The sequence below is a fragment of the Brevundimonas sp. BR2-1 genome (assembly GCF_037626195.1).
In the GTDB taxonomy this organism is placed as follows: Bacteria; Pseudomonadota; Alphaproteobacteria; order Caulobacterales; family Caulobacteraceae; genus Brevundimonas.
Genome location: NZ_JARKMV010000004.1, coordinates 54,917 through 68,069 on the forward strand (window position 1 = coordinate 54,917; position 13,153 = coordinate 68,069).

Below are 13,153 nucleotides of genomic sequence, written 5' to 3' on the forward strand. Positions count from 1 at the left end.
CTCGCGGATCGGCCCGGTCGGTGGCTAGGCCGCCGGGCAGGTTCGCGCGATATAGGCGGCGTGCGACGGCATGACCGCCACGCATTTCCGGATGACCTCTTCCACGCCGCCCAGGAAGGTCAGAAGCTCGCTTCCGGACTTGATCTCGACCAGCGGGTCCCAGGCGCGGGGGATGACGCCCTGACCGAGGAAGACCTGGATCCAGCTTTCTTCGGCGAACAGTTCCTCGTCCTCGCGGAAAATCCGTCCATTGGCCCGGAACAGGTCGATCTTGCGCTGGAGGGTGTCCGGAATCTCCATGTCGCGGCAGTAGCGCCAGAATGGCGTGTCGTCCCGCTCGGTGGCCTTGTAGTGCAGGATGATGAAGTCGCGGATGCGCTCGTATTCGAAGTCGCTTTGACGATTGAACTCGGCGATCGTGGCGGGATCGAAACCGGCGTCGGGGAACAGGCGGACCAGGCGAACGATGGCCGACTGGATCAAATGGATGCTGGTCGACTCCAGGGGTTCGAGGAAGCCGCTGGCCAGGCCGATCGCAACGCAGTTCCTGTTCCAGATCCGCTTGCGCTTTCCGGTGACGAAGCGAAGCCGATTGGGTTCCGCGAGCTGCTCCCCATCCAGACCGGACAATAGAATCCGCTCGGCCTCGTCGTCCTCCATATATTGGCTGGAATAGACGTGCCCGTTGCCGGTGCGGTGCTGCAACGGAATGCGCCACTGCCAGCCCGCGGGTCGGGCCGTAGAGCGCGTGTAGGGGGTGAAGGGTTCGACGCGCGCGCAGGGAACCGCCATGGCCCGATCGCACGGCAGCCAGTGCGTCCAGTCCTCATAGCCGGTCTTCATCGCCTGCTCGATGATCAGGCCGCGGAAGCCGGAGCAGTCAATGAACAGGTCGGCCTCGATCACCGCGCCGTCATCCATGGTCACGGACTGCACGAAGCCGTCCTCGCCGCGTAGAGTCACATCGGCGACCTTGCCCTCGCGCCGTCGCACGCCCGACGCCTCCGCGAGGCCGCGCAGATATTTGGAGTACAGGGCGGCGTCGAAATGGAAGGCGTGGGCGATGTGGCCCAGCGGCGAGTCCGCCATCTTCGGATCGGCCCGCATGAATTTGTTCTCGAGCGCGGCCGCGGTGTTGATCGAATAGTTGGCGAAGTCCGAGGCCGCCCCCTGGGCGTTCAACTTGAGCCAATACTGGTGGCAGCGCAGCCATTCCAGATCCCGGCCGATGACGCCGAACCCGTGAATGTAGCTGGCGCCCTGCTTCCACCAATCGACGAACTGGATGCCCAGCTTGAAGCTGCCTTGGGTGCGTTGCATGAACTCGTTTTCGTCGAGGCCCAGCAGTTCGTTGTATTTCTTGATCGCGGGGATCGTCGCCTCGCCGACGCCGATGATGCCGATGGCCTCGGATTCGATCAGGGTGATTTCGTACAGGCCCTTGAACAGCTTCGACATCAGGGCGGCGGTCATCCAGCCGGCCGTTCCGCCTCCGACGATCAGAATCCGCTTGAGCTGCTGCATGGTCCGGGTCCGCCCTATGGAGCGGAGGTTTGGCAGGCCGTGGGGGTCGCGGGCAAGGGGAGGGAACCGACTCGCCCTGCGTCGGCGTAGCTGAGGCCGTAGCCGCGCGCGAACTGGACGACGTCGCCGGGTCCTTCGCCGGTGCTGCAGGCCGAGCCGGGCCAGGCGAAGGACAGCTGGCCGGTGAAGTCATGGCGCCCGCCGGTCAGGACGTCGGCGAGACCGGCGCCTTCGGTGCCCGGCAGGAAGGCCGCGACGAAGGCGTCGGACAGGTTGATAAGGTCGTTGGCGTAGGCTGGCCGCCCCGAATACAGCACCGAGACGACCGGCACGCCCTTGCCCGCCACAGCGCGCAGGACGGCGAGGTCGGCGGGATACAGCGCGCTGTGCTGCACCGGTTTCGGGAAGCGGACGTCGCCGTTGTATTCAGCGTAGGGCGTCTCGCCCAGCACAGCCACGACAACGTCGAAGTCAGCGACGTTCACGCCGGCGCCGTCGGCGGAATACGTCACATTGGCCTCGCCCAGCTGCCGGCGCAGGGCCCCGAGCAGCGTCGAGCCGGTGGCGAAGTCGGCGTTGGTGTTCTCCGTGCCCTGCCAGGTCAGCGACCAGCCGCCGGTCTGGTTGGACAGGCTGTCGGCGCTGGCGCCGACCACCAGAATCCTGCGGCCGTGAGCAAGCGGGAGGGCCCGGTTCTCGTTCTTGAGCAGGACGACCGATTTGCGCACGGCTTCGCGCGCCAGGTCGGCGGCGTTTACAGCCTCGGCGCGGCCGTTGAAGATGCTGGCCGAAGGCTCGCGCTCGAACAGGCCGGAGCGCATCTTCACGCGCAGGATGCGGGTGACGGCGTCATCAATGCGCGACTGCGGAATGCGGCCCTCCCGGACGTCGGCGACCGTGCTGGCGATAAAGGCCTTCCAGTCCTCGGGCACCATGATCAGATCGATCCCGGCGTTGATCGCCTGCGGGCAACTGACTCTCGTGCAGCCGGGCACCTGTTCGATGCCGTTCCAGTCCGACACCACCAGACCGTCGAAGCCCAGCCGTCCCTTCAGCACGTCGGTTATCAGCTCGCGGTTGCCATGCATCTTGCCGCCGTCATGTCCGGCGGCGACGTCATTCCAGCTGCTGTAGGAGATCATCACCGTCTGCACCCCGGCGTCGAGCGCAGCGTAGTAGCCGACGGCCTCGCGGCGGATCAGGTCGGAGCGGGTTGCCCGGGTCTCGCCCTGGTCGACCCCGTTAAAGGTGCCGCCGTCGCCCAGATAGTGTTTGGCCGTCGCCAGGACGTCGCCGTCGCCGGTAAGTTCGCCCTGCAGGCCGCGGACCATCGCTTCGCCGTAGCGCGCAACCAGGGCCGGATCGCTGGAGTAGCTCTCGTACGTCCGCCCCCAGCGCCGGTTCTGCCCGATGGCCAAGGTGGGAGCGAACGTCCAGGTGATGCCGGTCGCCCGAACCTGCCGGGCCGTCGCCCGACCGATCCGCTCGATCAGGGCTGGATCATGCGCCGCGCCGAGCCCGATGTTGTGCGGGAAGATGGTGGCGCCGGAGACGTTGTTGTGGCCGTGGACCGCGTCCGTGCCCCAGACCAGCGGGATTTTCACCGCCATGTCGGTCTGCATCGCCGCATCGTGGAAGCGGTCGGCCAGAGCGGCCCAGTCCGCGACCGTGGCGTGCTTGTTCATGTCCGGCCAGGCGCCGCCGCCGTTGAGCACCGAGCCGATGTAGTACTGGCGCACCTCGTCCGGCGTGACATAGCGCACGTCGGGCTGGGTCATTTGCCCGACCTTCTGCTCCAGGGTCATGCCCGCGACGATGGCGGCGATGCGCCGTTCCATCGCCGCGTCCGGCGCCGTGGGGGACTGAAGCGCGGGCCATTCCGCCGCGGCGGGCGGGACGACCTGGCTTGCGGGCAGGGGGGCGCACGCGGCCAGCACCAGAAGCGAGGCGCAGAGCTTCAGTCGGAGGGAGGTCATGCGTCTACTCGTTACTCACGTTGGAGGATGGCCCGCAGGCCGTGACGTCGCGCCCGCTCCGGATCCGCCCTAGAACCGGTAGTTGATGCCGAACAGGAACTGGCGGCCGTACTCCTCGTAGGTTTCCGGCAATGCGCCGCCGTCCGCCGTGGTGGTGCCGCCGGAATCGAGGCCCAGACGGGTGCGGTAGGGCGAGTTCGTCAGGTTGTTGACCTGGAACAGCACGCCCAACCCTTCGAGTTGCCCCGACTGGAAGGTGTAGCCGATCTGGGCGTCGATCTGCTCGTCGTCGAGAATTTCGGTGTAGCCGCGGGTCGCGAACAGCTGGACCACCTCGCCCTTGAAGGCTTCGCGGAAGCGTTTGCTGATCCGCGCCTGGAAGCCGTTGCGCTCATAGTAGCCGGTGAGGTTGTAGACCATGCCCGACAGGCCGGGGATCCGCACCTCGTCGCCGTTCGGGCTTGGATTCAGGTCGGACTCGGTGAACGAGATGCTGCCGGTCATGCCGAAGCCGTCCAACGGCTCCCAGATGGCGCCGAAGTTGAGCGCTCCGCTGACCTCGAGCCCCTGAACCACGCCGCCGTCGCCGTTGGCCGGCAAGGTCATCTGACCGATCGGGCTGATGATGACGCCTGCCGGTATCGCCGAGGCGGTGCTGGGCAGGGGAATGCCGGAGAAGTCGAAGGTTCCGGTCTGTTGATAGATGTAGGTCTCGAGCTCCTTGTAGAAGGCGGCGATCGAGAAATAGGTCGTGGAATTAACGTACCATTCGTAGGCGAGATCGTAGGCGTCGGCGCGCCACGGTTCGAGCTCGGGGTTGCCGCCGCTGGCGGACCAGGGATTGACCGTCTGGCCCGGGACGCAGGGCTGGCCGGTGCAGACCAGCGAGTTGAAGCCCGGCGTCACGTTCGCTCGCATCTCGTCCATGCGAGGACGCGCCATCGTCTTGGAGGCCGCGAAGCGCAGGCGGTGCCCGCCGCCGAGGTCGTAGATCAGGTTCAGGCTGGGCAGCACGTCGGTATAGTCCGCCCCCCTGGTGACGGAGATCGGGACGATGGGTTGGCCCGGCTCGGTGCCGTTGATGACCACGCCGGTCGATTCCTGCTCCTGCTGGACAACCTGCAGGCCGATGTTGCCGCGGAAGCGTCCACCCTCGAAATCGGCCTTGGCGAAGAAGGTCGTGACCTTTTCTTCAATGTCCCAGTTCTTGTCGAAATAGTTGGCGTCCAGGATCGGGGCGCGATCGTAGTAGACGTCCAGGGCGCGGGTCAGATCCACCGACAGGACCGAACCGAATCCGGCGTAGCCCAATGAGGTTGGGGTCTCCAGATATTGCGGATCGACCAGAACCTGCTGACGCCCGTTCTTCAGGAACAGGTCGAAGTCGTCGACGCGTTTCATCTTGTCGCGATTGGCGAAGTTCACGCCGGCCGAGACGCTCGTGAAGAAGCCGTCGAGATCGCGTTCGGCGTTCAGGTCGACGGCGTAGATGCTTTCCTCGACATGCGGGAAACGAATGGCGCCGTCGTGGCCCCAGCCGCCCCAGGGCGCCCGGTCGCCCAGTGAAACCTGGCTTGCGTCGGCGTAGTTCAGCCCTTCCGAATAGGTCGGATAGCCGTCGTCGTTCACCTCGAAGGTGATGGTGTCCAGCGTGCGGCCCACGTCCGGAGTCCCCGGCGTGACGCCGCCTGTGCCGCGGCCGTAGCCCGCGTAGGTCTCGAGGATCTGCTCGTCCCGGATGTTGCTCGAATAGGACAGGTCTGCACGAACCCGGGTGCGGTCGTCGATCTGGTATTCGTTGTTCAGTCCGATCGAGAACAGCTCGTCTTCGCGGGTGTTGAAGTCGTTGCGGATGATCGGCACGCCGCCGTTCAGGACGCCGCTGCGCGCGAAGGTCGAGCCGCCGCGCTGTTCGGTCTGCACATCGGTGAATGTCGCGCCATCCGCCCAGCCGTTCGAGAACCATTGCGCGCCGCGCGTCGTCTCTTCCTGGTCGAATTTGGAATAGTAGAGGTCGAGAATGCTGTGCAGGCGATCGTTCGGGCGCCATTCGGCGATGGCGATGAAAGCGTCGCGGGTGTTGAGGCGTGAGGTGGCGAACAGCTCCTGACCGTTCAGGATCAGGGCGTCGTCGGCGCTGTCGGGCGTAACGGCGAAGCCGAAGGCCTCGTAGCCATAAGCCTTGTAGTGCTGGTTCTGCGACGGGGAGTCGAGATGGGCATAGCCGAGGGCGAGACCGAAGGTTCCGTCGGCGAACTGGTCGATATAGCTGATCGAGGCCCGGCCGCCGTAGTTGCGGACGTCGTCGTTGAGCGCATCGCCTTCAATCAGTTCGCCACGGACGTTGATCGCGATGGCGCGCTGGTTGAACGTCAGCGGGCGCACCGTACGCAGGTCGGCGGTGCCCGACAGGCCCATGCCCGAAATTTCGGCGTCGGGCGTTTTGTAGATCACCACGCTGGACAGAAGTTCGGACGGATACTGGTCGAACTCCACAGAGCGGTTGTCGCCGGAGCTGGCCTGCTGCCGCCCGTTGAGCAGGGTGGTTGTGAAGTCCGGAGCCAGGCCGCGGATCGAGATCACCTGGGCGCGGCCATTGACGCGCTGAGCGGCAAGGCCGGGCAGGCGGGCGATCGACTCGGCGATCGAGACGTCCGGCAGCTTGCCGATGTCTTCGGCCGAGACGGCTTCCACGAGGGAGGTTTCGTCGCGTTTGATGCTGATGGAATCCGCGATCCCGCGCCGGATGCCGGTGACGACCACCTCGTCCAGCTCGGTCGCTTCCGGGTCCTGCGGCGTCTGCGGAACCTGGGCCATGGCCGCGCCCGGCAGGGCGACAGCCAGGGCCGCCACGGACGACATCAGGGCCAATCTGGTCCTGGACGTGGACGCTGGCGAACGAACGCCTGCAAAATCGCTGCGCATGTGGACCCCTCGTGTTTCCCCGGCGCCGACCCTGTGGTCGGTCGTCCCTTTTATTTTTCAGCCTCCTGTCGCGATCTTTTCAGGTCGTGATTGGAAGCGCTTCCAATTGCTATCCGAATTGCCGGCCTGCTGCAATCCCGATCCGTGCTCTTTGCTCCGCCGCCTTGTCCCTACCGGCGCCAGACATAGGTGGCGGCGGTTCGGGCGGGCAGGGTGGCCAAGGCGCTCTGGCCTCCCTCACGGATCCTGAACGACACCGGCGCGGCCGCGTCGTTCAGCACGATCAGCACACGCTCGCCGTCCGGATTGACGAAGGCGACGCCCTGCAGACCCTCGGGTTCGATCGATGTGATGCGCCGTGCGCCGGGCCGCACGAACCGGCTGGCGTGACCGAAGGCGTAGTATTCCTGGTTCCGCGCGATCGTCCCCGTGTGGCTGTCGATGGTCACCACGCCGCGACAGTCGCCGCAGCCGCCGGCATGCGGTCCGTGATTTTCGTCGAGGGCGAGATTCCACATCAGAACCCCGCGCGCCCAGTGGTCGGTCGAGCCGATGATCAGGGTCTTCATCGTCCAGCTGAAGCTGTCCGAAAAGTCGGCCGCCCAGTTCCCTCCCGAGCACTCGGTGAAGAAGACGTCCTTGTCCGGATGAACGTCGCGCACCTCGCTCTGCGCAGCCACGTCGCCCCCGTAGCAATGCCACGCCACGCCGGCGACATGGGCGTTGGCGACCGGATCGGCGAGCACGCCGAGCGGCTGTTCGGGGTGATCCCAGTTGTGATCCCAGTCGAGAATCCGCGTCTGGATTCCGGCGGACCGGAACATCGGGCCCAGGTGGCGGCCGATGAACTCCGCGCGTCCGGGGGGCGACCAGCGCATACCAGGATAGCTGTCGGGCTCGAAATCGGGCTCGTTCTGGATGCTCAGATAGTCTGTGGGCACGCCATGATCGGCCGCCGAGCGAACGTAGCGGGTCAGGTAGTTCGCATAGGTCCCGTAGTATTCCGGTTTGAGCTGGCCCTGGATCATCGAACCGGTGGTCTTCATCCAGCCCGGCGCGCTCCAGGGCGACGCCATCACCTTGAGATCCGGATTGACCGCCAGCGCCTGCCGCACGGTGGGAAAGACGTATTCCTCCATCCGGGCGGTGGAAAAGTCGGACAACTCGGGATTGGCCGTATCGGCCAGGCTGTAGTGATCCAGCGAGAAATCAGAGGCCCCGATGGTGACGCGGGTGAAGCTGAAGCCCAGTCCGCCATCCTCGCGGCCGAACAATTCCCGGATCAGCGCCTCTCGCCCCGCCGGGGTCAGTCTGGCCTGGATCAACCAGGCCGAGGCGTCGGTAATCGCAGCTCCAAAGCCGACCATCGACTGGTGCTGCTGCCCCGCGTCGACCACGAGGACCGGGGCGCCGGCGGCCGTTCCGGTCCTGAAGACGAGGGAAGGCTGTTCGCTCAACAGCCGCGTGCGATCGCCCGAGGTCATCCAGACACGCGCGGTTTCCGCGGGTCGGGGCTGCGGGAAGGTCGCGCATCCGCCCAGGGAGAGGGCCGTCAAGGCGACTGCGATGGCTGCGCGCCGCGCCAATCGTGAGACCTTCATCAAAATGCCCTCCCTGCGAGGATGGTGCTTCCGTTCATCGGAAGGCGTTCGGGTTGCTGTTTGGAAGCGCTTCCAATAAGCATCCCGACTGCGGCCTCCTGTCAAGCCTCGGCGACGGCCAACTGAGGCAGGAGGCGGCCGGCCGATCCCCGGGGGACGACGGCGTGGGGCAGGGTCAGGAAGCTCCAGGCCGCACCCGCACCGCTTCCGCCGAGCCGTCGGGTCAGGGCCAGAACGGCCTCGCGGCCCATGTCCTTCAGGGGCTGGTGCACGGTCGTCAGCGGCGGCCAGACGATCTGCGACACCGGCGTATCATCGAAGCCGGTGATGGAGAGCTGGTCCGGCAGATCCAGCCCGCGGCCATGCGCTGCGGACAGGGCTCCTGCGGCCATGTCGTCATTGGCGCAGATCAGGGCTGTCGGCGGGTTCGGCAGGTCCAGCAGGCGCGCGGCCAGCAGGCTGCCCGAGCGGAAGGTGAAGTCGCCGCGGGCCATCTCGACATCGTCGGGATCGAGTCCGTGTTCACGCAGGGCCCGCTTCAGACCATCGAAGCGCTGCTCGGCGGAGAGGTGGCCCTCGATGCCGCTTATGAAGGCGAACCGGCGGTGCCCCAGCTGCAGCAAATGCTCGGCGATGTCGTGGCCGCCAGCCTCGTCGTCGATGCCGACGCCGTCTGCGGCTGTGCGACCCGGACCGCCGGGAGAGATGGTCACGACTTCGCATCCGCGGGCGCGAATCTCCTCGATAAGGGCCACATCGTCGGCGAAGGGCGGGGTCAGGATCAGGCCTCGACACCCTTGGGCGGTCATCAGTTCCAGCACCTGCTGGCGCCGGTCCGGGCTCTGATGGGGGACGTGGCGGGTCAGGAGCTGATAGCCCAGGGCCAGGCATTCCCGCAGGGCTCCCAGTTCCAGCGCCGAGGCGTAGAACGAGTTGGGCTCGGCCTCGAGATCCGAGGCCAGGACCAGGCCCAGCATGCCGCCGCCGCCGCCGGCCAGCGAACGCGCCTGCGGATTCACGCGATAGTTCAGCGACTCGACCGAGGCCAGCACCCGTTGGCGGACCTCGTCGCGGACGTTGGGGCCGCCGTTCAGGACGCGCGAAACCGTGGTGCGACCCACGCCCGAGTGTCGCGCGACATCATCAATGGTCGGTTTTCTGGCCGTCAAACTCCGCTCCCTCGCGACTCCGGCGACGATGGGCCTGCGTCCGCCGGCTTTCAATAGCTCGACGAGGCCGACGCCGCGACGTCATATGACGCCATGATCGACGCTTCAGAGGTTCCCCCGCCGCCCCCCCGCCGCTCGAGATGGTTCATCCTCGGATACGGCGCCGCACAGACCGGCGCCTTCGTCTGCTTCATTCCGTTGCTGACCCTGCTTCTTCCGGAGAAGGCGAGCATGATCGGAGGAGCCGACAAGGCGATGCTGCTCAGTCTTGCGGCGATGCTGGGCGGGGCGACGGCCGCAGCAGCCAATCTGATGTTCGGAGCGTTGAGCGACCGGACCCGCGGCCGCCTCGGCCGGCGTCGGCCCTGGATCCTGATCGGCGTGGCGATGGCCGCGGCGAGCTTGACCCTGCTCGCATTCACCCGGACCCCGGGCCAACTGATCTTGGGGGTGATCCTCTTCCAGGTCGCGGTGAATGCTTTCTATGCGCCGCTGACGGCGCTCGTACCCGACATGGTGCCCGATGCGCAGAAGGGGCTGGTCTCGGCCTGGGCCGGCGCCGCCCTGCCGCTGGCCAATCTGTTCACCGTACTGGTGGTGAGCCGGCTGACGGGATCAACAGGCGCCCAGTTCGCGGTCGTGGCCCTCGCGACAGGGGTGTTGATCCTGCCGTTCGCCGTCAGACTGCGCGAGCCGCCGTCGGGTCGGCCAACCTCCTTTCGCCTCTCCCTGACCGCCCTGCGCGAGAGCCGGTTCCGTGCCCTTTTCATCTCTCGCCTGCTCGTTGAGACCGCCGTGGCGATCAATACGCTGTACCTCCTGTTCTGGGCTCAGGGACTGCGAACCGGGTCGACGCCCGCCGGCTGGTCCGCCCTCGATGTTTTCGGCGTGCTGCTTCTCGTCTCGACCCTGGCCGCGACGGCCAGCGGCTTCGCGGCCGGAACCCTTTCCGATCGCTGGCGGAGAAGGCGCGTGTTCGTTGTCGCCGGTTGTGTGGGCATGGCCCTGGCATTCGCCCTGATGGTCGGCTGGCCGGCCTGGACAGGCCTGCTGACGGCCCAGCTGCTGTTTGGCGCGAGCCATGGGGTGCATGCCGTCACCGTGGCCGCCCTGACGGCCGAGAGCCTGCCCGACAGGACGCACGCGGGTCGGGATCTGGGCGTGATGAATATGGCGGTTGCTGCGCCCCAGAGTCTCGCGCCCGCCGGCGCCGCGGTGATCCTCGCTCTCGGCCTGCCGCTCTCCGCCGTCTTTGTCTCGGCCGGCCTGGCGGCGATCGCCGGCGCGCTCGTGCTGGCCTCGGATCAAACAGTTGTCGAACCGCCTGTCTGGTATCGCCGAATCCACGCCGTTATTCGCAAAGGGGGAGGGTGAGCATCCCCCTGCCGGTCGCCCGCCCGCTGTGTCCGGAAGATCGCGCAGGTCGTCTCGGCGGGGAACTGTGGCTTTGGCCGTTGGGCGGTGCTGTCAGTCCAACGACAACTTGTCTCCACGTTTTGAGGCGGCCCAACAGCCGCTAGCGGGGAGGGGAGTCCGCTTTCGACCCATTGCGGAGAGTCACCCAGACTGACAGCATTCTCGTATGCGCGCTCTCATCCTCTTCGCCTACCTAGTCGTAACTGGTTGCGGGTCGCAAAGACCGTTGATCAAGAGCGGTGGCGGAACGCTGACCTAGAGACGCGCGAGCGCGCTCACATGGTCGCCAGCTTTCTTGAGGAGCACCCTCTCAAGGGTATGACCCGCGCTGAAGTGGTTGAACTGCTCGGCCCGCCGACGCCGACCGACAACTGGGAAGGGACCGAGATGATCTATGTCCTGGGGCCAGATGGAGGCCTCATGGCTATCGACCACGAGTGGCTGTTGATTGAGCTGGATCAGCAAGGTCGAGTTACTACCTTCGAGGTCGTGTCGGACTGACAGTCGCTTCTCGCCTTCGACCGAAGGTCCGCTCTCGACCCATAGCGGACGTGAGCGGACTTGATAGGCCGCCCTATGAACACTCGCCTTGTGTCGTCACATCGGTGTCCGTGACGACGACCGTGCAGCGAACATGATGTTCGGAGTGATATAGCCGAGGGGAACAACTGTCCTCACACCCGCCTTGTGAACTGTCAGGGGGAGATCGCCATCCTGTTGGGCTTCGCCACTCATCGTGGCCGATGCGCCCGGCGGGATCTCCGGTGCATTGACGATGCCGCCGCCAAAATCCGTGCTGACCTGCTTTAGAGGCTGACTAGACATTTCGGACGACTACCTTTGAGCCAGGGACGTCGGAGCATCCTGCGGTAAGCAACGCGACCACGGGCAAGAACACCAATAGTGATTTCATTCGTCTGCCCCTCCAGCCCCGACGCTCACACGCCGCACCTCGATCGTCCACTTCCCACCCCCAGGCGAGGGGCTGCTCCCGACTCCCTACGAGACGTTCGACTCGACGGCTTTCGACTCCAGACGCCTGTCGATCCGAACCAGCAACCGGAGGCAGCCCCCAAGTGCGATCAAGACCAGGCCTTGAAAGGCGACCGGCGGACTGGACACTGACCGGACGCCGAAGGTCTTCAACAAAGCGATGATGAGGAGCACCGCACAAAGGAAAGAACCTAGGAGCAACATCGCCAAGCCGAAGCCGTCGAGAAAGCGTCGGAACTCCAACGCCGTCATTCTTACTCGCATTTCCGTCCCCCGTGATGATTTCCGAACATGCATGAGTTGTGGCTGGTTTTCTACGTCGGCGGAGACTTGAGCGGAGTCTCCGCTTTCCACCCTAGGCGACGGTCGGCTTCCGACCCTTAGCGGACATCCAGAAACGTGGTTAGATCAATCATGGCCCTCCGATGGATCAGCTTGATCGCGCTTTGCCTGACGCTTTCGTCGTGCGCCGCCCCCCGCTTTGATGGCTCCACTCGGCAGTTTTCAGGTGTCTGGCTCTACGAGTTCGAAGGCTCGACCTTTGTCGAAGGTGCAACCGAAATACCCGCGCACCGTCCGCCTTATGAAAAGACGGACTGGCTGGGCTGGCCCGTTGACCAGCCGCGTCTGGAAGAACTTCTGGAAGAGAGCACCGAAGATCGAGACTGCCATGTGGTGCAGCCGATCTTGGTGACTTTCGTTGGTCACCGCACGAACTACCCTCTTGGCGGCGCGGGCCACATGGGCTTGTGGCGTTCAGAGGTGACGGTGCACCGAACGATCTCGGCTGAGCGGCTCGGCCCGTCCTTCTGCTATGAACACTGACCTCCCAGGCGACGGTCCGCTTTCCACCCATTGCAGACGAGCGCCGGGTCCGGCGACCGAACCCGGCAAGGTGTCAGAGATCGATCTGTTCGGAGAGCTCCAGGGCGTCGTCCACCTCGATGCCGAGATAGCGAACCGTGCTTTCGAGCTTTCGATGGCCGAGCAGTAACTGGCAGGCCCGCAGGTTGCCTGTCTTCTTGTAAACGAGTGCGACCTTAGTCCGTCTGAGGCTGTGGGTGCCGTAGGCCGCTGGCTCGAGATCGATCAACCGCATCCATTGATCGACCAGCCGCGCATACTGCCGTGTGCCGATATGTGCGCCGGCACGACTTCGGCTAGGGAATAGCCAATCGTCATCGCGATGACCACGCATCTCGAGCCAAGCCGCGATCGCCTCCCGCGTCGGCTCTGTGATCTCAAAGGGAACCGGTCGACCGGTCTTCTGCTGGATGAAGGTGGATCTAAGCTTCAGGGATCCGCCGGGCGCAACATCGCTGACCCGCAGCTTCACCAGATCACACGCTCTGAGTTTCGCATCGAGCGCGCAGTTGAACATCGCCAGGTCGCGTACGCGTTTGGCGACCTTCAGCTGCTGTCGGATCGCCCAGATGTGCTTGGGTTTCAGGGGGGCTTTTGGCCCAATGAGCCGACCCGCGTTCCAAGGTCGCCGAGGGATGATGAACAGGTCAGATTGGCGCATGGCAAACCTCCCAAGAGATGGCCT

At 65.3% G+C, this 13,153-nt stretch carries 9 protein-coding genes; 3 read left to right on the plus strand and 6 right to left on the minus strand.

All coding sequences use genetic code 11. The annotated features are described in order from the left end of the window. Window positions 1–24: 24 nt before the first annotated feature. The 5 genes from BrevBR_RS15325 to BrevBR_RS15345 all read right to left on the minus strand — a co-directional run bounded on the left by BrevBR_RS15325 (window position 25) and on the right by BrevBR_RS15345 (window position 9,195). A complete protein-coding gene (locus BrevBR_RS15325) occupies window positions 25–1,524 on the minus strand; it encodes a tryptophan halogenase family protein (protein ID WP_340001502.1) in 1,500 nt (499 codons plus the stop codon). Between the two features lie 14 nt (window positions 1,525–1,538). Next, entirely contained in the window at window positions 1,539–3,500 is a 1,962-nt protein-coding gene (locus BrevBR_RS15330; protein WP_340001503.1) for a glycoside hydrolase family 3 protein, read from the minus strand. A 69-nt stretch (window positions 3,501–3,569) separates the two neighbouring features. After that, window positions 3,570–6,425, minus strand: a complete 2,856-nt coding sequence (locus tag BrevBR_RS15335; RefSeq protein WP_445214770.1) for a TonB-dependent receptor — start codon at window positions 6,423–6,425, stop codon at window positions 3,570–3,572. 170 nt (window positions 6,426–6,595) lie between these two features. Continuing rightward, window positions 6,596–8,026: a glycoside hydrolase family 30 protein gene (locus BrevBR_RS15340; protein WP_340001505.1), complete on the minus strand. Its 1,431-nt coding sequence runs from the start codon at window positions 8,024–8,026 to the stop codon at window positions 6,596–6,598. A 101-nt stretch (window positions 8,027–8,127) separates the two neighbouring features. Continuing rightward, on the minus strand, window positions 8,128–9,195 hold the full coding sequence (locus BrevBR_RS15345) for a LacI family DNA-binding transcriptional regulator (protein WP_332640004.1): 1,068 nt from the start codon (window positions 9,193–9,195) through the stop codon (window positions 8,128–8,130). 93 nt (window positions 9,196–9,288) lie between these two features. Here BrevBR_RS15345 and BrevBR_RS15350 point away from each other — a divergent pair, with 93 nt between their 5' ends. The 3 genes from BrevBR_RS15350 to BrevBR_RS15360 all read left to right on the plus strand — a co-directional run bounded on the left by BrevBR_RS15350 (window position 9,289) and on the right by BrevBR_RS15360 (window position 12,429). After that, on the plus strand, window positions 9,289–10,569 hold the full coding sequence (locus BrevBR_RS15350) for an MFS transporter (RefSeq protein ID WP_340001506.1): 1,281 nt from the start codon (window positions 9,289–9,291) through the stop codon (window positions 10,567–10,569). A 321-nt stretch (window positions 10,570–10,890) separates the two neighbouring features. Further along, entirely contained in the window at window positions 10,891–11,112 is a 222-nt protein-coding gene (gene bamE, locus BrevBR_RS15355; RefSeq protein WP_340001507.1) for an outer membrane protein assembly factor BamE domain-containing protein, read from the plus strand. A gap of 906 nt (window positions 11,113–12,018) precedes the next feature. Next, a complete protein-coding gene (locus tag BrevBR_RS15360) occupies window positions 12,019–12,429 on the plus strand; it encodes a hypothetical protein (RefSeq protein WP_340001508.1) in 411 nt (136 codons plus the stop codon). Window positions 12,430–12,502: 73 nt separating this feature from the next. Here the strand turns inward: BrevBR_RS15360 and BrevBR_RS15365 are convergent, their stop codons facing one another. Continuing rightward, the gene (locus BrevBR_RS15365) at window positions 12,503–13,129 is read right to left on the minus strand and encodes a tyrosine-type recombinase/integrase (protein WP_340001509.1); all 627 of its coding nucleotides are present in this window, start codon (window positions 13,127–13,129) and stop codon (window positions 12,503–12,505) included. Window positions 13,130–13,153 lie beyond the last annotated feature (24 nt).

Coding starts and splice junctions, on each gene's coding strand:
- BrevBR_RS15325 (WP_340001502.1), bottom strand. CDS start 1,524: ATGCAGCAGCTCAAGCGGATTCTGATCGTCGGAGGCGGAACGGCCGGC.
- bamE (WP_340001507.1), top strand. CDS start 10,891: ATGGTCGCCAGCTTTCTTGAGGAGCACCCTCTCAAGGGTATGACCCGC.
- BrevBR_RS15360 (WP_340001508.1), top strand. CDS start 12,019: ATGGCCCTCCGATGGATCAGCTTGATCGCGCTTTGCCTGACGCTTTCG.
- BrevBR_RS15330 (WP_340001503.1), bottom strand. CDS start 3,500: ATGACCTCCCTCCGACTGAAGCTCTGCGCCTCGCTTCTGGTGCTGGCC.
- BrevBR_RS15335 (WP_445214770.1), bottom strand. CDS start 6,425: ATGCGCAGCGATTTTGCAGGCGTTCGTTCGCCAGCGTCCACGTCCAGG.
- BrevBR_RS15365 (WP_340001509.1), bottom strand. CDS start 13,129: ATGCGCCAATCTGACCTGTTCATCATCCCTCGGCGACCTTGGAACGCG.
- BrevBR_RS15350 (WP_340001506.1), top strand. CDS start 9,289: ATGATCGACGCTTCAGAGGTTCCCCCGCCGCCCCCCCGCCGCTCGAGA.
- BrevBR_RS15340 (WP_340001505.1), bottom strand. CDS start 8,026: ATGAAGGTCTCACGATTGGCGCGGCGCGCAGCCATCGCAGTCGCCTTG.